Source organism: Bacillus sp. sid0103, assembly GCF_019219025.1.
The window spans coordinates 358,352-381,154 of sequence record NZ_JAHUWN010000002.1; the positions used below are offsets into that span (position 1 = coordinate 358,352).

General features: G+C 41.0%; 10 protein-coding genes and 1 pseudogene. 3 read left to right on the top strand and 8 right to left on the bottom strand.

Annotated elements, in window-relative coordinates; translation table 11 throughout:
• Window positions 1-632: 632 nt before the first annotated feature.
• Together KW850_RS03780 and KW850_RS03785 are read right to left on the bottom strand one after the other, a co-directional pair.
• Window positions 633-2,978, bottom strand: a complete 2,346-nt coding sequence (locus KW850_RS03780; protein WP_218346233.1) for an Ig-like domain-containing protein — start codon at window positions 2,976-2,978, stop codon at window positions 633-635.
• A gap of 63 nt (window positions 2,979-3,041) precedes the next feature.
• Complete coding sequence (locus tag KW850_RS03785; RefSeq protein ID WP_218346234.1) at window positions 3,042-4,370, bottom strand: Ig-like domain-containing protein; 1,329 nt, start codon at window positions 4,368-4,370, stop codon at window positions 3,042-3,044.
• 320 nt (window positions 4,371-4,690) lie between these two features.
• Between KW850_RS03785 and KW850_RS03790 the strand changes: the two genes are divergently transcribed.
• Window positions 4,691-8,383 carry a trifunctional glycoside hydrolase family 18/polysaccharide deacetylase/glycosyltransferase family 2 protein gene (locus KW850_RS03790; RefSeq protein WP_308128744.1) on the top strand — a complete coding sequence of 1,231 codons (3,693 nt, stop codon included), beginning with the start codon at window positions 4,691-4,693 and terminating at the stop codon, window positions 8,381-8,383.
• Window positions 8,384-9,355: 972 nt separating this feature from the next.
• Here the strand turns inward: KW850_RS03790 and KW850_RS03795 are convergent.
• The 4 genes and pseudogenes from KW850_RS03795 to KW850_RS03815 all read right to left on the bottom strand — a co-directional run bounded on the left by KW850_RS03795 (window position 9,356) and on the right by KW850_RS03815 (window position 15,640).
• A complete protein-coding gene (locus KW850_RS03795; protein WP_218346235.1) occupies window positions 9,356-10,069 on the bottom strand; it encodes a hypothetical protein in 714 nt (237 codons plus the stop codon).
• A gap of 172 nt (window positions 10,070-10,241) precedes the next feature.
• Window positions 10,242-13,269 (bottom strand): annotated as a pseudogene (locus tag KW850_RS34205) (efflux RND transporter permease subunit).
• 489 nt (window positions 13,270-13,758) lie between these two features.
• The gene (locus KW850_RS03810; protein WP_218346238.1) at window positions 13,759-15,306 is read right to left on the bottom strand and encodes a histidine kinase N-terminal 7TM domain-containing diguanylate cyclase; all 1,548 of its coding nucleotides are present in this window, start codon (window positions 15,304-15,306) and stop codon (window positions 13,759-13,761) included.
• 49 nt (window positions 15,307-15,355) lie between these two features.
• Window positions 15,356-15,640, bottom strand: a complete 285-nt coding sequence (locus tag KW850_RS03815) for a hypothetical protein (protein WP_218346239.1) — start codon at window positions 15,638-15,640, stop codon at window positions 15,356-15,358.
• Window positions 15,641-15,851: 211 nt separating this feature from the next.
• Between KW850_RS03815 and KW850_RS03820 the strand changes: the two genes are divergently transcribed.
• Window positions 15,852-17,048: an MFS transporter gene (locus KW850_RS03820; protein ID WP_256358058.1), complete on the top strand. Its 1,197-nt coding sequence runs from the start codon at window positions 15,852-15,854 to the stop codon at window positions 17,046-17,048.
• Between the two features lie 135 nt (window positions 17,049-17,183).
• On the opposite strand, the gene KW850_RS03825 is transcribed toward KW850_RS03820, so the two are convergent.
• Complete coding sequence (locus KW850_RS03825; protein ID WP_218346240.1) at window positions 17,184-18,113, bottom strand: phosphate ABC transporter substrate-binding protein; 930 nt, start codon at window positions 18,111-18,113, stop codon at window positions 17,184-17,186.
• 359 nt (window positions 18,114-18,472) lie between these two features.
• Here KW850_RS03825 and KW850_RS03830 point away from each other — a divergent pair, with 359 nt between their 5' ends.
• Window positions 18,473-20,059: a CehA/McbA family metallohydrolase domain-containing protein gene (locus KW850_RS03830; RefSeq protein WP_218346241.1), complete on the top strand. Its 1,587-nt coding sequence runs from the start codon at window positions 18,473-18,475 to the stop codon at window positions 20,057-20,059.
• Window positions 20,060-20,132: 73 nt separating this feature from the next.
• On the opposite strand, the gene KW850_RS03835 is transcribed toward KW850_RS03830, so the two are convergent.
• On the bottom strand, window positions 20,133-22,421 hold the full coding sequence (locus KW850_RS03835) for an outer membrane protein assembly factor BamB family protein (protein ID WP_218346242.1): 2,289 nt from the start codon (window positions 22,419-22,421) through the stop codon (window positions 20,133-20,135).
• Between the last annotated feature and the right edge of the window lie 382 nt (window positions 22,422-22,803).

Here is a 22,803-nt window from a genome sequence, read left to right on the forward strand (position 1 = left end):
TGTGCCCCCTCTTCAGACAGCTTCTCCCCTTTTCCACATCATCCTGTCCGAAGCGCCCCCTCTTCAGACAGCTTCTCGCTTTTTCCACATCATCCTGTCCGAATGAGACCCCACTTCAGACAGCTTCTCGCTTTCTCCACATCATCCTGTCCGAATGCGCCCCCTTCAGACAGCTTCTCGCTTTCTCCACATCATCCTGTCCGAATGCGACCCCACTTCAGACAGCTTCTCGCTTTTTCCACATCATCCTGTCCGAATGTGACCCCACTTCAGACAGCTTCTCGCTTTCTCCACATCATCCTGTCCGAACGTGACCCCTCTTCAGACAGCTTCTCGCTTTTTCCACATCATCCTGTCCGAACGCGCCCCCTCTTCAGACAGCTTCTCCCCTTTTCCACATCATCCTGTCCGAATGCGCCCCCTCTTCAGACAGCTTCTCCCCTTTTCCACATCATCCTGTCCGAACGCGACCCCACTTCAGACAGCTTCTCGCTTTTTCCACATCATCCTGTCCGAACGCGACCCCTCTTCAGACAGGCCTCTAGTCATAAAAAAAGGAGAAGTGCGCGAACACTTCTCCCCCTGCCATATCGATCTGTTCCCATTAACTCTCTTTAAAAATTGTACCGTTATTAGTACACCTTCACCACTTTTACCTTACTCTGATTCCCTGCCTTATCCATTACAGAAACCTCTAAGGATTTCCCCTTTTTCTGTGTCTTAATCTTTGCCTTGAATTTTCCATACTTGTTTGTAACAGTTTTACCAATCAATGTAACACCATTATAAATATAGACAGTGGACCCTGCCTCAGCTCTTCCTGTCACTGATTTTGAAGAATGTGTTACTTTGTTAACAACTGGGACAGCAGGAGCGGTTTTATCAACAACCGTAACAGTGGTTTGAATTTGGTTGCCAACTTTGTCACTGGCATAAAATGTTAATCGTGTACCTGCCTTTTGGGCTGCTCGGATCTTTATTAGGAAGGAGCCCATGCTATTCGCATAACCCTGACCTAGAACCGAACTCCCTGCCTTAATAATTACTTTTGCACCCGCTTCCGTCTTCCCAAGAATAATCGTTTGATTATCACCTACAGAATAAACAGATGGCTTAACCGGCGCGGTTTTATCAGATACGATGACCGAAACTTCCCCACTTTTATTCCCGCCGCCATCCTGTACAAAAACGGTTAAGCGGGTTCCAGCTTTTTTCGGTGCAATTTTTACAGAAAAAGAACCAGTAGTACTTACCGTTGCTTGACCAATGATGGTTGAACCAAGTTTCACCACCGCTTTCGTTCCAGCCTCTGCTTTCCCTGTAACGACTGATTGATTGTCTCCCACCAGGTTAACAATCGGGTTTGTAGGAGCGATCGTATCCTTTACTGCTACCGAAAGGGTTTTACTCCTATTTCCAGCTAAATCCTCAGCATATAATTGAAGAATGCTTCCGCCCTTTTGTTTAGCAATATTGACAGTAAAATTTCCTGTACTATCTGCAACGGCACTGCCTAGCAGCGTAGTTCCTTTCATGACATAAACCGTCGCATCAGCCTCTGTCATCCCCGTTACGGTTGTATCATTATCACTAACAGGGTTAATAGACTGAATGACTGGCGGCGTATAGTCACCATCTAGATCTTCCGGTAAAAAAGTATAAGTAATATTGGCGCCTTTATCAGTTGGTACTGTATAGCCTGTTGGCGAATCCAATTGCTTCACTATCGCCCCACCGCCACGCAGCTGCCTTCCTAAACCGTTGTATAGTTTTGGCTTAATAGCTTCAAAAGCTGGTTCCCCATTAAAACCATACAATCCCGTTGCCTGTTTTAATAAAAGAGCTGTTCGGAAAGAAGTCATAAAGTTCCCAAACGAAAGAGACGGATTTATATATTTATGTACCACCTCTTCGACAGCACGATAATCATTGTGTGTATTATTTAAGAGCTCTTTAAAAATGCTATCCCCTTGGTTCGCTTGGATTTTCAAATATTGAGCGAATAAATAGGAAAGGGCATAATTGGATAAGGTATCGCCGTTTTCATCCCAATATAATAAAGAATGGCCATTGGTGATTGAGTTCGAATAATTATAATAATCGATTCGATCCGTTAATGCCTGCCCTGTATAAATTTGCTCAGCTGCCATTGCCATCGCTTCATCCAACCATGTATCCATAGAATCCGTATTACCTTCAATTAAGACATTTCGGTTAAAGTTCACCATGTGTTGAAATTCATGCGCTAACGTACTATATACTTCAGTAACATCCTTTGTGGCTTCTGTTCCCATTGATGGATAGGTATCCATATAGAAAATTTCGGATTGATTAGAGTGATTTACAGAGTACAGATCACCAGCCCAAAAATAGCCGCCAACATATACACCACTTACATCAAAATCATCTTGGATATCATAGCAGAGGATATTAACCTTCCCATTTACATCTACATCAGATGCTTCACCAAAGTTATTCGTTACAAGCGGATGAATTTTACTATCAAACTCTTTTCCTAACTTTTGTGCATCAAGGCTCGTTATTTGATTATTATAGACCCAGACATTGGCCTTTGCCCCGCTGTACAATAATTTTGCCGTGATTTGCGTATCAAGATTTGTGGTAAAGTCTGTCACCCAGAACGGTTTACTATCACCAACTACTGGAACAGACTGAGCAGAAAAGTATTTCTTCACAAGTTTGCTGCTGTTTTTTGAAGGATTAAATGGTTTGTTAACATCGATTTGGTAAGCATCTTGCTTTAATTCATTATTAATTGTATAGTTTTGATTTTTCACATTAAATGTTCCTGTATACGCAGATCCTTCGCCACTCGTTGATTCGTTATCAATGATGACGTAATTCCCTTGAAGAGTCGAATTTCGTGCGGCACCTGGTTCTTGACCATAGGCGATCACAGGTAAGCCAAGTAGCATAATAGATACAAGCGAACAAATTGTCCTTTTAAAATGGTTCATATCATAGTCTCCAATCATTAGTCAGCTCATTGGGGAATTTTAGTAATCTCTATTTTTATCATATTACTGTACTTTTGAAAAAGTGGACTTACTTTGATTACGAGCCTTATCCATTAGAATAACTTCTAATGTCGAACCCTTTTTTTGCGGTTTAATGGTTGCTTTATACACGCCGCTACTATTGGTGGCAGCCATGCCCACCAAAGTGGAACCGTTAAATATATAAACGGTAGTCCCTTTTTCTGCTTTTCCGGTCACCGTAGTAGAGGTATTTGTTATCTTATTAACGATTGCTGCAGATGGAGGTATTTTATCGACAACTGTGACAATGGTACTTTGGCTCCGGTTACCAGCACGATCAGTTGCATATGTAGTTAAGATCGTTCCAGCTTTCTTGATGGATGTAAATTTAATCGTGAAGTATCCTGTACTAGATGCAGTGGTTTGGCCTAAGACGGTTTTCCCTTGTTTCATGACTACTTTAGATCCAACCTCTGCTTTTCCTCTGATAATATTCTGATTGTTACCAATAGAATATACGGTGGGTTTGCCAGGAGCGGTTTTATCAATCACCGTGACGGTTGCGCCACTGCTCAGATTTCCAGCTTTATCTCTGGCGTAAACAGTTAATTTTGTCCCTGCTTTTTGTTTGGGAATCGTTACACTGTAAGTTCCATTTGACAATGCGGTTCTTCTTCCAATGGTCGTGCTGCCTCTGTTCACACTTACAGTTGAATAGGCTTCTGCTTTCCCTTTTACAGTAGTGTTCATATCGCTAACAGTATTGACTGTTGGCTTTGATGGAGGAGTTTTATCAGGAGCAATGTAGAAAGGATTTTTCACTTTAAACTGGGTAACATCCGAGTAATATTCATCGTCACTATATTCCGAGATTCCAAATCTTAAATAGATATAGGGCTCGTTTTGATAAATTGATTTCGGGACATAAGAGCTTAAGCTAGATGAAGTAGAACCGATCGTATCAAATTCTGTGTAATCGATAAATTCTAATGTGCCTGTATTATCTTTTAGAAACTCAACCGTATAAATAGAGTCCTTTAAATAGGCATAATCTGTATAATCCAAGATCTGAACATTCATATCTGTGGACGAATAATTTGACACGGATGCAAAGTAAATATCATGGGATGTATCATAACTATCCCACAAAGTATCTACATAAGAACCGTTTGTTTTTAAAGGATAATCCGCCGGGCTGTTTGTTTGTTTAATAGATAGCGATTTTTTAGGTAAGTTCTCTGGAAGAATATTAGTACTTAATTTACTGCTCAGACTTTTTTCAACTTGTTTCATTTCCTGTCCATGTGCATTTAAAGGTATTGCCAAGATTAATAGTACTAATAAAAAAAACGACATCTTTACACTCTTCATTTTATCATCCCCTCGTTACTATAATACTAGATTCATTGGCCTGATTCTAGTTATTTTGGAAAAAATAGCCATCAATTCATTCGCATTAGTACAAAAAATATCCTCCATTTCCATTTAATATTTAAAGGAGTTTTCCCCCCTACCCCCAAAATCTTTAATTGATTATCTAAGTTTTTAGGTGGTAGTCAATTTTTGTCGAATAATCTATTCGCCATATGAGTAACATTTAGCATCGCTTCCGTTCAACGTTTCAGTCCATTTTTTAAAGATAATATGAATCTATTAAAATAGAACGACACTACCCTATAGGAGGAGTCTGAGTGAATCGAGTTTTTAGATGGATTGTTAGATCATTGTTTTCCCCAGTCACTGGAAGTTCAGGCGCAGTGGCAAGTACACTTGGGTTTTTCCTGGGATTTTTACCGTTAGATAGTGTAAGAATTCCATTGTTACTTGTTCTTTCACTTTTGTTGCGGCTAAATATCATCGCCTTATTCCTTGGAACCTTGATTCCGATTTTTATTCCAAAGATGAATCATTTACCCGTCCTAGATTTAAGTCGTTTCGAAGATTTCTGGTTCATTTCGACCCTAAAATCTAAAATACACTTTTCACAAACCACGGCATCAGCGGCCCTAGGAGGATTAATTGGTCTTGTCTGCTATTTTTTCTTCCACTGGTTTTACAATTTAGGGCTGAAAAAGAGGGAAGGAAATCAAGAACATGTTTTTCTTGATCCCGCCAAAAGACGCTGGTCCATTATAAAACGAATGAGTGTAGGCTTTACTGTATTCATTATTTTAGTATCAACTATTTTTATTGAAAGCCTTAATACGAACCCAGAATTTCCTGAGCTACAATTGAAAAATAGCGAAGCAAAGAGCGGAATCGAGCCGATTAATAAAACCTTCAGCGAAGAACAACTCGCCACACAGGTGCAAAAAACGAATCCTTCCCCTCTTATTCAAAAAAATATCGGGCAATTGAACAAAAAACAAGAAGTTTATGGTTTTTACGTCAATTGGGACAAAAACAGCCATACTTCTTTTAAAAAGAATATCGATTCTATTACAACATTAGTACCGGAGTGGCTGCAGCTTACTCCTAGCCTTACCCTTAAAACCAGCACGGACGGCTCTATTAGGGCAAAGGCCAAAGCACATAATATAAAGATTCTTCCATTAGTGAATAATTTTATGAATAATAAATGGGATGGCGAAGCTCTTCACCGGTTATTTACTACTCCGGGCGCTGAAGATCTTTTTATTAAAAATATGCTGGAATACGTGAGAACAAATGACTTTGACGGAATCAATATAGACTTTGAAGAAATCCATCAAAATGACAAAGACCATTTCACTGATTTTATGGATAAAGTTTATGAAGCATTTCATCCACATGGTCTCATGGTTACACTGGATGTTCCGCCGAAGAATAATAGTTTTAACTATCCTGCTTTAGCAACTAACGTTGATCGGATGTTTGTCATGCTATATGACCAGCACCACTCCATGGGTAAACCTGGACCAATCGCTCCATCTGCTTGGGTAAGGGATAGCCTAAACCAACTCAATATTCCTTCTGAAAAATTGATTGTGAGTTTAGGAAGCTTTGGTTACGACTGGGAAGAAAACTCCAATCAGCCCGCAGATGCGATGACATTTGGGGATATCATGGATATGGGGATGGGAACCAACCTCCAAATTCATTGGAGTAAGCAAATAGGCAATCCTTATTTACGGTACAAAAGAAACGGAAAAAACCATACGGTTTGGTTTTTAGATGCGGCTACATTTTATAATCAAATGAAGATAGCGATGGATCACGGATCAAAAGGTATAGCGGTTTGGCGGCTTGGTTCTGAAGATCCTTCTATCTGGAATTACTTGAATAAATCAAAGGAAATGCTGGATCCTTCCAATGCCCTTAAAACCTTGGTCAGCCCGAAGCCTGTTCACTATACAGGTGCAGGGGAGATTTTAAGAGTTGCCTCTCAATTAGAAGAAGGCAAGAGAACGATTCAATTGGATTCACTCGGTATGATCCAAACCGAAACCTATCTGAAATTACCAAAGCCTTTTGAGATCGTACGGTATGGCAAACCTAAAGCGAAGGAAATCGTCCTTTCCTTTGATGACGGTCCGGATCCAACCTATACACCACAAATATTGGACATTTTGGACAAGAATCATGTAAAAGGGACCTTTTTTATCCTTGGAGAGAACGCGATGCAGCATCCAGGACTGGTTAAAAAGATGTATAAACAAGGCCATGAAATTGGCAACCATACCTTTACCCATCCTAATATAGCAACCATCACACCTTTGCAAACAAGAATGGAGCTAAATGCGAATCAGCGTTTATACCAAGAGATTACGGGACATTCGATGACCCTGTTCCGCCCGCCATATGTAGCTGATGCGGAACCAAGCACAAGGAGCGAACTGGAGCCTATAGTGAGAGCACAAGATATGGGCTATACGACGGTCGGTGAATTAATTGACACGGATGATTGGCAAGGACTTTCTAGTAATGAAATTGTGAAGCGGGTATTGAATCAGGTGCAAGAAGGAAATGTAATTTTGATGCACGATGCTGGCGGTGACCGCTCTAACACGGTTAAAGCCCTACCCATTATCATTAAAGAACTCAAACAGCGCGGTTACACATTTACCACCATTGGTAATCTGATTGGAAAAAGTGAAAGCCAAATTATGCCTTCTGCTAGTCAGGACAACCCTTATTTGGTCTATGACAAAGCGGTATTCAAGGTCATCCAAGGCTGGCACTTAGGATTAAGCTTTCTGTTCTACTCAGCGATCGTGATCGGAATTTTGCGCCTGGCTGTCTTCGTTTTCCTATCGAGAAAGCAGGTAAAAAGGTATAAAGAAACCGAGATTGATCCTTCCTTTACACCTTTTGTCAGTGTCGTGATTGCTGCCTATAATGAGGAAAAAGTCATTTGCAAAACAGTCGATTCTATTTTATCGAGCGATTACCCAGCTTTTGAAATACTGATTATTGACGACGGTTCAAAGGATGATACGGCTGTAGTCGTTCAAGAAACTTATGCAAACCATCCACTCGTCAGATTAATCAAAAAACCCAATGGAGGAAAGTCTTCCGCGGTGAATCTTGGTTTTAAAGAAGCAAACGGGGAAATCGTCGTGGCACTTGATGCTGATACCCTCATCGCTGAAAATGCGATTTCATTGCTTGTTAACCATTTTAAAAATGAAAATGTTGCTGCGGTTTCAGGTAATGTGAAGGTCGGCAATAAGGGGAACCTCCTGACAAACTGGCAGCATATCGAATATGTGACAGGCTTTAACCTAGAAAGAAGGGCATTTGCAGCACTCAATTGCATTACAGTTGTACCAGGTGCAATCGGAGCCTGGAGAAAGACAGCGGTAGAGGAAGCAGGATATTTTCAAGAAGATACACTGGCAGAGGATACCGATATCACTCTTACTCTTTTACGCCAGGGAAAAACGATTGAATTTGAAGAAAAGGCTTATGCCTATACAGAAGTGCCAGAAGATATTAAAAGTCTGGCAAAACAGCGTTACCGGTGGGTTTATGGTACTTTACAATGCTTATGGAAACATCGGGATGCTTTATTCAATAAAAAACATAACTCATTAGGATATATCGCCCTTCCTAATATGTGGCTTTTCCAATATATTTACCAAACCATTTCGCCTATTGCAGATCTATTGTTCATTATCGCCCTTTTTAACCCGCACCCTGAAAAAGCAGCGATTGGATTTATTCTTTTTTACTTGCTGGATTTCTGTACTTCTCTATATGCGTTTCGATTGGAGAAAGAAAGTCCAAAACCACTTGGTTCATTGTTTTTACAACGAATCTTGTATAAACAACTGATGACTTATGTGGTGGTAAAATCCATCTTCTCGGCAATTAAGGGAGTAACCGTTGGTTGGGGTAAACTAAAACGCAAAGGGAATGTAACACAGGAAACCTCTATTGTGAAGGTGAACGAAAATATGTAATGTCGGTCTTTCCCATTTGGGAAAGACCCTTTTTTATACAGAAAAAAAGGGGTGAAATGGGTAACTAGTACGTATATTTAGAGACGCACTTTCGATGAAGGACAAAATCTATTAAGATGTCTGTTGAACTGTCCTTCATAACACTGATGAAGGACAAAAACTATTAAGATATTTAAAGAACTGTCCTTCATTTCGCCGATGAAGGACATTAACTATTAAAATATTTAAAAAACTGTCCTTCATACCACCGATGAAGGACAAAAACTATTAAGAGATATAAAAAACTGTCCTTCATACCACCGATGAAGGACAAAAACTATTAAGATATATATAAAACTGTCCTTCATACCGCCGATGAAGGACAAAACCTATTAAAATATTTAAGAAACTGTCCTTCATACCACCGACGAAGGACAACACCTAATAAGATATATAAAAAACTGTCCTTCATTCCACTGATGAAGGACAATAACTATTAAGATATTTAAGAAACTGTCCTTCATACCACCGATGAAGGACAAAACCTATTAAGATATTTAAGAAACTGTCCTTCATACCACTGATGAAGGACAAAAACTATTAAGATATATAAAAAACTGTCCTTCATACCACCGATGAAGGACAAAAACTATTAAGATATATAAAAAACTGTCCTTCATACCACCGATGAAGGACAAAAACTATTAAGATATATAAAAAACTGTCCTTCATACCACTGATGAAGGACAAAACCTATTAAGATATATAAAAAACTGTCCTTCATACCACTGATGAAGGACAAAACTCAATTATATTCCTGATGAATTGTCCTTCATAAAATTAATGAGGGACAAAAACTACATTGCACCTGATTGGATAGATTTTTTTATGTGTGAATTAACGAGTGAATTCATAGGTGTTTTTGTATGAGTATTAGTCCGTCTGCACCTCAAAATGAAACCTGTTACTCTTTCAGTAATCCTTTTGAAATCATTACATTTTCTTTCCATTGTTTTCATTTGTAGCCTTACGGTTCGCAGCTCTTTCTTTTGCTGCTTGAGAAACTTGTTGTCCACTGTTAGTTTTAGTTGTAGCGGCACTTTTTGAATTAGTTTTTGTTGTTGCTGTACTTGTTGTTTTAGTTTTCTTCGTTGTACTTGGTGCTTTTGCGCTTGTCACGGGTTTCGTGGTTGCAACAGGCTTTGTAGTTGCAACAGGCTTTGTGCTTGCAGCAGGCTTTGTGGTAGCTGCAGGCTTTGTGATTGCAACAGGCTTTGTGGTTGGACTTGTTGTATTCGGTCTCGTCGACGTGGGTTTACTCGTTGTTGTTGGTGCTTTTGCGCTTGTCACAGATATCGCATGCGTTGGAGTTGTTGTCTCATTCGTATTAGCAGGAGTTGTTGTCGTTATATTGCTGGATTTTTCCGTATCGGTTTGAATGGCTGCTTGAGCCATATTGTTATTTTTTAAAGATACTTCGATAGCTGCAATATCATGGTTTTTCACATTCGTTGTTGGCGTTTGATCTTTCACCTTTTTTTCTACTTGGTTAACTACATCCGCTTTTTTCCGGTCTGCGGATATCGGTAAAGCAATCTCTTTTGCTAATCTTTTAAGAGGTTGTTCAGCTAACAAAGCGTTGGCGATAGAAAACGTAACAGATCCCGCTAATACCATGGAAAGGGCTCCCTTGGTTAGTTTGTTCATGTTATTCCCCTCGTATTTGTGTGTGATTATATTAATAGAATACTTAATAGAATACGAACGAACCAGAATGTCTTATGGGGGTAGTAACCTTATCTTGTTTTTTATCGAACTCCTGATAGCTCTCAAAAAAATCCCCAACAGCGATTATGTTGGGGATTTTTTTAAATGTGCCTCACATCAAATCAGATGAAACTGCACTGCTACTGAGTTTCTGCTTTTTTACTTTCCTGAAATGGAACAGTTCGTAGAACGTCGGAATGACAATCAGTGTCAGTAATGTAGACACAATCAGTCCAAAAATAACTACGACGGCAAGGCCTTTAGAAACAAGATTCATGCTCATGCCAGATTCGTGCGTGAATAGTAACGGAACCATCGCAAAAACGGTGGCGAGCGCTGTCATCAAGATTGGACGGAGGCGAACGCTTCCTGCTTCCATAATGGCTTCCCTGATGGTCATGCTAGTTTCGTTATGGCGGATTCGGTCCACCAGAACAATGGCATTGGTCACGACGATTCCCACGAGCATCAGCATGCCGATTCCGGACGAAATGTCGATGCTGGATTTTGATACTACTAATCCTAAAAGAGATCCAATTGCGGCAAGTGGCAGGGTTAATAATATAGCAATACTTGCCCGGAAAGATTTTAAGGTTACTAGCAGAATCATAAACACAATACCGATTGAGAACAAGGCGAGCTTCGCAAGTTCCTGTAAATCATCAGAGGACTGCATGGCAGAACCGGTGATTTCCGCGCTGGTTTCATCGCCGAATGTGTTGTCTTTTTCCCAAACTACTAATTGTTTTTTAATTTCGCCTGTCACATCCACCATTTTCTTCGGATCGACAGCAGCGCTTACCTGAAGATAATGATGCCCGTCTTTGGAATAAAGGGTGCCCGGCTGATTGGATTCTTCAATTTTAGCAATCTCTGACAACTGAACCGGTCCATCCGTCGTCATCAATTGCAGCTGTTTCAAATCATCTGCCGTTTTAATTTCTTTAAGCGCCCCGAGTTTTACCATCGTGGTCCGACCATCAATTTTCACGCTTCCAATCACGGCCGGGTCGATCATACTATGAAGCGACTGGGCAATTTCTTGTGCGTTTGAAAGGGTTGGGTTCACTGTAATGGTCACGGTTGGCTTTTTATCTTCATCATTGGTTTCCACCTTTTGAACGCCATCAATGCTCGTGAATTTTTTCTTGATTTTATCCGCTGCTGATTTTATGTCATCCTCATTTTTTCCGATGACATCCACGGATACCTTGGTTGTTTTCTCTCCCATGAGTCCAGCGGTGCTGGCCGTTAACTCTGCTCCTGGGAATTGATCTTTTTCCTTGCGCAGATCCTGAACGATTTTAGCAGAATCCGCTCCTTCTTTCAAAAAGACCATAAACTGGACTTGGTTCGCATCCTGAAGTTCGCCGAACTGTGCCGCATCGGCATTATTTCCGACTTGGACGATGTGATTTTTGACCCCGTCTGCTTTTGAAAGGATCGTTTCCATTCTTGTTAATCCGTCTTCGATATCCTTAAATTGGGTTCCATTTTGATAGCGTAGCAGCAACGATATAGGCGCTGTCTTTTTGGTCGACCGAGCCTTTTGGCATGGTGGCAAAAAGTCCAATCGAGCTAATGACCACGACAACCGAGATGAGGATCGGCAGCCATTTATGGTTGAGTGACCAGCGCAGAACAGACGGATAGAACGAACCGTTTTTGTGTTCTTTGACCTTCACTTTTTTCATCATTCGTCCGCTGAGCGCTGGAACAACGGTCAGAGAAACCAGCAAGGAAGAAAGCAGTGAACAAGTAATCGTAATCGCAAATGGCGCAATTAAATCTCTTAAACTACCAGAAGCAAGCATCATCGGAAGAAACACTGCTACCGTGGTAAGAGTAGATGACGTAATGGCAGCCGCCACTTCTTTTACAGCTTCCACAATAAAGGCTGGTGTCAGCTCATTGCCCCGTTTTCTTCTGTAAATGTTCTCGACTACCACAATACTGTCATCCACGAGCCGCCCGACCGATACCGCGATTCCGCCTAGGGTCAGGATGTTCAGAGTTACACCAAAGAAAGACAGTAAAATCATCGTGATGCAGAGAGAAAGCGGGATGCTGACAATCGTGATGAGTGTCATGCGGAAGCTTTTCAGGAACAGCCAGATAATCAATGTGGCAAATAAAGCCCCTGTCAGTACTTCTCGTGTCATCGAATTAATCGAATCAAGGACCGTATCCGCTAAATTAATAAACACTGTGGCGGTCAGCGTTCCTTTATAATCCTCGTTAATCTTCTTGGCAGCATCAGCTACTCCCTTGCCCACCGTTACCGCATTACTGGTTGAATCCTTCTGTGCAATGACTTCGATGAAATTCTTCCCATTCATATGCGTAATGCTGGTCGTATCCTTTTCCATTGTCACGTCAGCTACATCTTTCAGCTTAGTGGCTGCGTTCAACTGAAGGTTTTGCACATCCTCAAGGCTCTCCATTTTTCCTGTCACGATAATGCTCGTCGCCTCGTTTTCCAAGGTTTGTTCTCCAACAGCGACCGATGCATTTCTTCCTTGGAGGATGGTATACAGTTTTTCGAGAGAGATTTTGGCAGCGGCAAGTTTGGCCGGGTCTACCTTAATCATGACCTGTTGGTCTTTGCCTCCGTAGGTCATGACATTACCAACGCCCTTGATGCCTTTTAGCACCGGAAGGATTTCGTTTTCGACGAGATTCAATTCCTTGTTCCCGATTTCCTGATCAAAGGAAAGTCCTATGTACACGACTGGAATCTGGGATGTATTGAGTAGCACAACATACGGTTTCATAACTCCAGGTGGCAGATTAACCGTCGAGATGTTTTCTTGAATCTGCTGCTTGGCTTCTTTCAGATTTGTGCCGGATTCAAATGTCACCGTCATCTGAGAAAAGTTGTTGCCCGTTTCCGCCACGACATTTCGTTTCCCTTTGATACCGGTTAATACCTTCTCAATGGGCTGTGTGACCTGTTCATCCATACTAACTGCGTCCATGCCGTTACCTACCACCGAAATCGTCACATACGGCTGGTCTGCTGACGGCATGAGTTCCATCGGGATATTCGTGTAACTGAAAATCCCAAAAATTAAGGAGGCAATCACAGAAAAAACGAGAGCCGCTCTATTCCGCAATGCCCATTTAGTGAACCAAGTCATAAATAACCTCCAAATATATAAATTTGTCAAACTAGGAAAATTATACCTCTCACCACAATGTTTTACATCATAAATTTTGGAAATTTATATAAAAATTACAATATTGTAATCTTTCCTTCATCTTGGAACACTAACTTGTACCCGTGAACAAGGTCCTATGTGAATAAAGCCTGGATTCAGACAAGAACTCGTGTTTTTCTTCTGATCCTGTCCGAATAAGACCTGTATTCAGACAGGATCAGGTTGTTTTCCCCTAACCCTGTCCGAACAGGACCTACATTCGGACAGGTTCTCGTGTTTTTCGCCTAATCCTGTCCGAATAGGACACACATTCGGACAGGTTCTCGCTTTTATCTCCCCAACCTGTCCGAATAGAACCTGCATTAAAAGCTGCCAACCACATATGCGTCACAATGCCTAATAAAAAAAGAGGGAGTTACAAAATTCATTGTAACTCCCTCTTTTTTCCCCGATGTGTCTAAGCAAGGTTTACACACCTGTATAAACCTGCACTTGATTCCGTCCCTCTCGCTTTGCTGAATATAATCCTTTATCCGCTTTATTCAGAAGCTGATAAAGTGTTTCCTCTGGTTCTTTCGTTGCTTCAGCCACTCCACTGCTTAATGTAACAGAAATAACTCCTTCACTAGAAAGTAGCGGCTGTGTCTCTACTTCCCTACGCAGCTGATTTGCCAATGCTTCCCCCTCTAATCCTGTACATCCCTTCAGTGCCAGAACAAATTCTTCCCCGCCATAGCGAGCAAATAGCATGCCTTCCTTCAATTGAGATTGGCAAACCTTTACCACATGCTTAAGCAATTGATCCCCCACATCATGACCATAGGTATCATTCACTTTTTTAAAATAATCAATATCGATCAAAATGATGGTAAATGGCGTTGAATCCTTTATTGCCCCAGCAAACTCTTGCTCACATTTTTGAAAAAATGCTCGGCGATTAAAAATTTGTGTAAGCTCATCATAATAAGCTTGATGCTCTAATTCCAGCTGCAACCTTTTTAGCTCCGTGATATCAGTAAAAATTATGAGTAGACCTTTAGCATGGTGCAAGGATGAAGTTCGAACCTGATAGATCTGCTTCGAATGATCGGCAGCTAATTGTATTTCCAGAGTGAACGGAGCTGTCTCTAAGTTAGAAGGAAATGTCTCTCCTGATAGTGCAAACCAAACCTTATGAAAGTCCATCCCGAACATTGATTTCGTTAATTCCGGAAACATACTCTCACACGCTTGGTTAAACTCTATTAATCGATAGGATTCATCCAACACAATAACCCCATCATTTATACTATTAAAAATCGCATCTTTAGCAATGGGCATAATTGTAAACATTCGCGATGTATTAATCGACCATAAATATAACAGAGAAGAAAGCCATAAGACCATAGGGACTGGATCAATCCCTGGAGGTGTAACTCCGATTAAATAAAGAAAAGCTGTTAGCATCGGAACTAGTTGACCGAACAATAAAGAAATGATCTGCGGACGATAAACCTTAGCCGTTTCTCTCCAACGAGAAAGGACGAGTAAAAAAGCGACAAACATACAGGAAAAGATGAAAACACCATGAATCATATACCAGATGCCGATTTCTTGATGTATAAAAGGAAAGCCCAAGACTGGGTCAACTTCAAACACTCGATAATGGAAATGATGAAAATCATTCGTCGCCACCATTATTAAACTAACAAAGGGGATAAAAAGAAGAGCCATACACCTTTTTTTCGTTATGTTAATCCCTAAATATTGCATGATAAACAATAGCCCTAAAGGCGGAGAAAATGGCATGCCAACATATTGAAAGATGGTCCATAACTTGATTTGCTCAAGTGTCGTAGCCATTAACCCGAAAGCAGAAGCAAAACAATAAATGGTAATGGACGCAGTATAAACAATAAAAAAACGAGCGATATTCGTATAATGATGGCGCTTTACAAATACGTTTAAGCATAAATACAAATTAAGTACGCCGGATGTACATACAAGCGTAATATAAGCTGTCAATTGCGAATTCACGATTTGATACCTCTTAATACTTTTTATAGGTTACGATTTTCGAATAATCTTAGCGGATCCCCACGAATTTTTTATGTTCCTTAATGACAAGCTCAATAAATTTATCGCGCCCCTCTTCACTACTTTTAAGGATTTTAATATTTTCAGGCTTCTTTAAGTAGCGTTTTACCTTGCTGTTATTCCAAATGATGTAATGATATCGAACATCTTTATGCAATTCGGAAAACCATTCTTCTTCCTTTAATTCCTCTATGTTCTTTTCTAGTTTTGACTTCGGAGTAGGGATTATTGCCTCTATAATAAAACAAATTAAATCAATTATAAAATCAAACATTATCAATACTCCTTATGGATTTTTCCATTTAATGATAGTACTGGTGTGGGTGAAAGTAAATAGTAGGCCTTGGAGCGAGGTATCCTTAACTGTGCCCCTTTTTTAAAAGAGACTTTGGGAATGAACTCAGCATTCCTTATTGGAAGGATTTTCTATCTTTTTCATAGAATCTATTAAAACTCGGGGTGTGATATTGAAAGGAGAAATTTGAATGTCTACAAATATGGATGGCATAGGAAGAACAGGGCAGGTCACCCTGTCTAAAAAATTTATCTTATTAATGTCACTCGCATGTGGGATGGCGGTAGCGAATCTTTACTATAATCAACCGCTCCTTGCCGAGATGGGGCGAACCTTTCATGCGACTGCTCACCAAGTCGGCAACATTGCCATGTATACACAAATCGGCTATGCTGTGGGGATGTTTTTATTTGTACCATTGGGAGACATGAAGGAACGCAGGCAGCTGATTGCCATTTTGTTATTTGCCGTCACGATTTCCCTCATTGGCGTCGCCACGGCACAAAATCTCCTCTGGATGAACATCGCAAGTTTGGCTGTGGGCGTGACAACGGTAGCACCACAAATCATCATTCCTCTCGCAGCACAAATGGCATCTCCTATCGAACGCGGCAAAGTAATAGGTAGTGTCATGAGTGGGTTGTTCATTGGGATTCTATTAGCAAGAACCGTCTCCGGCCTAATTGGTGGAAGTCTTGGCTGGCGTACCATGTACTGGCTCGCAGCAGCGATGATGTTAGCGTTAGCGATCATTTTGCGGACATTTCTTCCAAAAAGCTATCCTGAATCAGGTTTATCCTATCCCGGGCTCTATAAGTCCATCTGGCAATTAATTGTTACGCAACCGATTTTAAGAGAAGCCTCCTTAATCGGTGCGATGCTGTTTGGCAGTTTTAGCGTATTTTGGACGTCCCTCTCGTTTTTTCTCGAAGGAGAACCCTATCATTATGGTAGTGAAGTAGCAGGATTATTTGGCTTAGTGGGCATCGTAGGCGTTGCATGTGCACCTGTGGTCGGCCGTTTGGCAGACCGATTCAACACAAAGACAATGGTGGGCCTATTGATTGGGATCAGCCTGCTATCCTATCTATTCTTCGGTTTATATGGAACATTCTTATGGGGATTGTCCCTGGGTGTGGTTCTCTTAGATTTAGGTGTCCAGGGTGCCCAAGTTTCAAATCAAACCCGAATTTACAGCTTAATCCCTGAGGCAAGAAACAGATTAAATACCGTTTACATGGTCAGTTATTTTCTGGGCGGTTCACTCGGTTCTACCCTTAGCGGCTATGCATGGAGTTTGTGGAAATGGCAAGGCGTTTGTTTGACAGGAGGCTTGATGATTCTCATTGCACTGATTGCCTGGGCCACGCATCGTACAAAAAAATAAAAAGAAAGGTAGAACGCACCCAAGTCTCGATTTTTTCCACAATAAACAAAAAAGTACCCAATAGGTAGACCTTTTTTAGGTATCTACACTATCGGGTACTTTTTACTTTGCACTTACCTTTTTGAACTCTAAAAGTTATTTATTAGTTTGATTTCCTTTAGCATCACGCTCAACTTGCATTTTTGTTACAGGAAGGTATCCTTGCTCTTGTAATAAAGTATTTTGGATATCATCTGACATCATATAATCAAGGAATGCCTTAGCAAGATCTGAAGCCTCACCCTTAGTATATGAGTGTTGGTAAGCCCAAACTGGGAATTTACCTGATTGTACATTTTCGGCAGTTGGTTCAACACCGTCAATTGCAAGAGGTGATACAGAGTCATCAGTGAAATATGAGAATGCAAGGTAACCGATCGCACCATCAGTTTCGTTAATAATCTTTTTAACAGTGTTTGAAGAATCTTCTGTGATTCCCTCAGCTGGTGTAGCACCATCAAGCGCGAATTTATTGAATACTGCACGTGTACCAGAAGAATCAGGACGGTTTACAAGAACGATCTTTTGGTCTTTTCCGCCAAGTTCTTTCCAGTTAGTGATTTTTCCAGTGAATACTTTGATTAAATCTTCTTTTTTAATATCTTTAATGCCCACTTTAGGGTTAACAGCAGCAGTCATACCTACAACAGCTACTTTATGGTCAACAAGTTGATCAGCAGGAATTCCTTCTTTTTCTTCAGCGAATACGTCTGAGTTACCAATCTGTACAGATCCTTCAGCAACTTGTGATAAGCCTGTACCAGATCCCCCAGCATTTACTTGAACATCAACATTTGGATTCTTAGCCATAAACTCTTCAGCAGCGGCTGCCACTAATGGCTGCATTGCTGATGATCCTGAAATTGTTAATGAACCTGAAAGTTCTTTCTTTTCTTCAGTATTTGCCGTTGCTTTCTTCGTAGTTCCTTCTGTCTTATCTGTAGATGTAGCGCCTCCACAAGCAGCCATGAATACCATTAATGCTGCAAATAGTGTAAGTAGGCTTAATTTTTTTAAGCTTTTCATTCGCTTAATTCCCCCTAAGAAGATTGTATGTTTTTTATTTTGCCTAACAGATATAAATATAGGACAAAAGTATTAATTTGGTTTAAAGGAAATGTAAAGGTTTTGTAAATTAGTATTTTTCTCGTTTTGTAAATCGATAGATTAAATGGAATTGGAGGCTAATAGATAAGGGGTCACTTTCAATTTCATCCATCAAAGGTTAGATTAGATCCTTTCAGTTCTACTTGGTGCTAAAAAATATTATGTTAGATTTTATAAAGAAACTTTTTACAAAAATAATACACTCTTCAAACAAAATCTTAATACTAATTTCATAATATTAGTTTGAAAGACTATCAATATTTTTGGGGGATCGGAAAATGTTAAATAAGTTAAAACCAATAACGGCCTTGGCTCTCAGCCTTACCATTTTGTCTCAAGGTTTGCCGGTGGCTGCAAAAGATACAGAATACAACAACCAGACGAATTCTGGCGGCCGATGGTTGAGCGGAGAATATCACGCCCATACCGCTCAATCCGACGATGCGGAAGGATCTCAGACGCTTGAAAGGGTACTAGACAACGCCTTTGATAAGTATGGGATGGATTGGATGGCCATTTCTGATCACTTGAGAATGTCGTCACGGGATGATGAAGGAAACCCGATTCCTGGAGGGCCCATTCCGCTGTCTCAGGGAATTATTCAATATCAAGCTCCGAAAATGAAACAACTGCAGGAAGCAGGGAAATATAAAAATAAAATTATCTTTTCGGGATTCGAATGGGACATGCCTACTTATGAGCATGTCGGCATCGGCATTCTGGGAGACCAGCCAGGAGCAGCGAAAAGTTTAAAAGCTGGAAATCAGTTTGAGTATCTGTTTACAAACCGGGATGAAAAGATGTTTGATCCGGCAGATACAGTGGTCTGGAAAGCACAGGAACAAAGAGCCTACACAACGGCTCAAGATGCGCGGACAGCCTTAGCATGGCTTGAAAAAAAGTATAAGAATACTAGTTATGCTATCTTGAACCATCCTTCGAGAAAAAGGGTGTACACTATTTCGGATTTCCGTGACTTTAACAATATCGCTCCGGATGTCGTGTTTGGCTTTGAAGGCATGCCAGGTAACCAGATGGAGCCCGACAGAGGCGGCTTAAATCTGACAACGCCAGAAAATCGGACATACGGCGGTTCCGATTACATGCTTGCTAAGGTCGGCGGCATTTGGGATGCGCTTCTCGGGGAAGGACGGCGGTTCTGGAACTTTTCCAACTCGGACTCCCACTTCGAAATCAGCAATAACCGCCTCTACTCTAGTGGGTACTGGCCTGGCGAGTATTCCAAAAATTATACATGGGTGAACGGTTCTACGATGCAAGATGTCCTGGATGGCATGAAGTCAGGGAAATCTTTCTCTGTATTTGGGGACTTAATTAACGAACTTGATTTCCATGCTGCGGGCGGCGGCAGCAAAGCAGAAATGGGCGGAGATCTAAAAGTAAAAGAGGGACAAATGGTTAAACTTACAATCCGATTCAAAAGCCCGAAAAAGAACAACAATGGCGACGCGGTTCAAGTGAATCATGTCGATCTCATTTCCGGTGAAGTAACAGGGAAAGCCGTACCGGGCACACCTGCTTACAGTAAAAACACCAACGATACGACTAAAGTCATGAAACGTTTCACAAGCAAAGACTGGAAAACGGATGATCACGGCTACCATGTCATCACTTATAAAGTGAAAGCGAGCAAGGACCAATACTTCCGTCTAAGAGGCACGAATTTAGGGGTGAATGTCTCAGGAGAAACAAGTAATGGTGAGCCGTTGATCGATCCAATGACTAATATTGAGGACAATGAAACGCGCTTTGCCGAAATCAACAAGCGAAACTATCAAGACCTATGGTTTTACTCCAACCCTATTTTCATGAGCATACAAAAAGAGAAGGAAGAAAGTAAATAGTAAAATCAAAAGGGTGTCAGGCATCACTAAGTGGTGCCTGACACCCTTTTACTAATTTTTTAAATTTTTCATTCTAGTAATCTTGTAATTTGATGGAGCGAACCTTTCCGTCCTGTCCACCCGCGACGAGGAAGTTCCCTGATTCAACTGGTGTTGAGTAAGTATAGGCTGTTGAGAAGCGGTATCTGTCAACGATAGAACCATCCTTTGGATTGAGGCCTGTCACCAGACCGTTTACACCAGTTACATATACTGTATTTTCAGCCAAAACTGGTGATGCGTTAAAAATACGTTGCTCAATTGTCGTCTTCCAATGCACCACACCGGTTGCAGGATCAACAGCAAACACCTTCCCCCACTCATCGGTCAGTATAAGGATTGGATTAGGCCCTGACAGGATAAGCGGACTCGAATAAAGGAAGCCGCCCTTCAGGCGCCAAACCTCCGCACCTGTCGTACAATCCAAAGCATAGGCATTTGTTACATCACCAATGAGTACTAACTTGCGGCCATCTGCGCCCACCAGCAAAAGTTCAGCCTTGGAAGCCCATGGACTGTAAAGAAGTGTACGGTATGGAGCTTCTTTACTGGCAATTGTTTTACTCCAGATTACATTTCCAGTTGCAACATCCATCGCCTGGACTTTGCCATCTCCAGAGCCAATAATGGCCAAACGCCCATCAGAGGCTGGCTTCGCGGCAGAAAATCCTCCTATTGAGGTACTCCAAAGAAGTGTACCGGTTTCAGCATTAACTCCTGCCATCATCCTGCCTGCTGGAACCAGGACTGTACCTGAACCACCATTAGCAGATTCAATGTAGAGAGGAGTGCCCAAAATCGGTTTAGGTAATTTACATGTCCATATTTTACTGCCTGATTCTGTATCGAGAGCATACAAAGTGTGGTCAGCAGAACCCGCGAGAACAAGATTCTGTTTTTCATTAACGGCAGGTGTACCAATAACTGCGCCACCGGTTTTATAGTTCCACTTTATTTTTCCGGCGTGTTCCGGATCTAAAGCCACAATTTGTCCGTCCATTGTGGATGCCACGACCAGTGAAGAGGATCTATTTTTTCTCTTGACTGTAATGAGGTCGGCCTGAATAGGGCTGCTTAGTTCCTGTTCCCAGTTAACTCGTGATTTTGAAAGAACCCCTTCTGATTTGGTGTTTGAAACTTCACGGAACTCGTCCCAGAACTCCCCCTTTGTGTTGGTCACCCTAACCTGGAGCAAGTAAATACCTGAAGCCATTTTGCTTGTATCTACATTGGCCTTCCAGTTAAGGCTAGAACTTGCTGCCGGGAAAAGATCCTTCCATTCACCTGCATTCTTACCCGCATATGGATATTCCGGCCAAAATTGATATTGGACCGATAGGATACTCGTTTTTGGACTAAGCTCAACATGTAAAAAACCAGTTCCAGACCCATCTTTAGGTTCTGAAAAATGAACTAATTTCGGTTTTTCGTATTGTGCCGTCTTTACTCCTTCAAGAGGAATTTCAACAAGAAGCGTTTTTTCGGAATTGGCAGAGTTGGTAAACTCAGCATGGTAAACAGCTAATAATGGAGAACCGTTTGATGCTGTCTTTTTTTCGACCCAATGGTACACAGCGCGATCCTTTGCTGCAGGAAGGGCAATCAAAGTCATCCCATTCTGTTTCCAAACTTCTTCGCGATGAATATGACCGGTAAAAACTGCTCTAACATTATAGCGCTCTATCACTTCAAAAAATTTATTTTCATTTGAAATATAATAATTATCGTTGCCGATTGGATAATGCAAATAAACGACAACTGGCATATGCAACCCAGCCTTTTGCAGATCCTTTTCCAGCCATTTCAACTGGGATGGCGTAAAGAATCCAGGTTCCTGAAGAAGCTGAGTTGGATCCAAAGCAATAAAATGAATCCCTCCATGATCAAAGGAATATTGTGATTCTCCAAACAGGTCATTATACAATTCTCCTGCCCATTCATCCCAGCGTACTTCATGGTTTCCAGGTACGGCAAAGATACGATTATTCAGCGCAGCAGGAACAATTTTATTGTATTCCTGGTACTCTTCCGCCAATCCTGCTTCGACCACATCACCTACATGAAGGATAAATTCTGCTTTTGGACTGCTAGAAATAGAAATCTCATTAAAAATGGTACGAAGTCGCTCACTGCGCACCGGTATGTAAGGGTCGATATGGGTATCAGCTATAATGGCAAATGAAAAATCCTGATCCTCCGCAAATGCCAAAGAGCCCAATGGAAGCTGGCTCAACAATGCAACTCCAAAAATTCCTCCTGTCTTTTTCAAGAAAGCTCTGCGATCAATTGGGTCACTTTTCCATTTCTTAGGTTCCTGTTTCATCGAATTCCCTCCAGATTATTGCAATATTACCATCATTATAAAAAAGCAGTATTAAACTAGTGTTAACGGACCTTTGAAATAATGTAATATTTTTGTTAACTATATAAATGGACAAAAACAAAAGAAATAGAGCAGGCGCATGAATCATCTTGCGCCTGCTCTATTTGCATACTATGTTGTTGCACCGGAAACTAATTACCGAGTTCCAACCGTCTTATTAGTAATCATCAGTTTTTGTAATTTCCGAAAAGATAATAGAGTAATATAAACAACAATAGCCGTTTGCTAGCAACTTAAGTTATCAAAGGTCACTTATCACACAAAAATAGTTCTATTTCCCATATAACCCTATAAGAAAAAGGTACTGTTTTTGTGCAATTTA

What these genes read in the sequence shown, in the direction of transcription:
- KW850_RS03780 (WP_218346233.1), bottom strand. Translation starts at nt 2,978, where the DNA reads ATGAACCATTTTAAAAGGACAATTTGTTCGCTTGTATCTATTATGCTA.
- KW850_RS03785 (WP_218346234.1), bottom strand. Translation starts at nt 4,370, where the DNA reads ATGAAGAGTGTAAAGATGTCGTTTTTTTTATTAGTACTATTAATCTTG.
- KW850_RS03795 (WP_218346235.1), bottom strand. Translation starts at nt 10,069, where the DNA reads ATGAACAAACTAACCAAGGGAGCCCTTTCCATGGTATTAGCGGGATCT.
- KW850_RS03815 (WP_218346239.1), bottom strand. Translation starts at nt 15,640, where the DNA reads ATGTTTGATTTTATAATTGATTTAATTTGTTTTATTATAGAGGCAATA.
- KW850_RS03820 (WP_256358058.1), top strand. Translation starts at nt 15,852, where the DNA reads ATGTCTACAAATATGGATGGCATAGGAAGAACAGGGCAGGTCACCCTG.
- KW850_RS03825 (WP_218346240.1), bottom strand. Translation starts at nt 18,113, where the DNA reads ATGAAAAGCTTAAAAAAATTAAGCCTACTTACACTATTTGCAGCATTA.
- KW850_RS03830 (WP_218346241.1), top strand. Translation starts at nt 18,473, where the DNA reads ATGTTAAATAAGTTAAAACCAATAACGGCCTTGGCTCTCAGCCTTACC.
- KW850_RS03835 (WP_218346242.1), bottom strand. Translation starts at nt 22,421, where the DNA reads ATGAAACAGGAACCTAAGAAATGGAAAAGTGACCCAATTGATCGCAGA.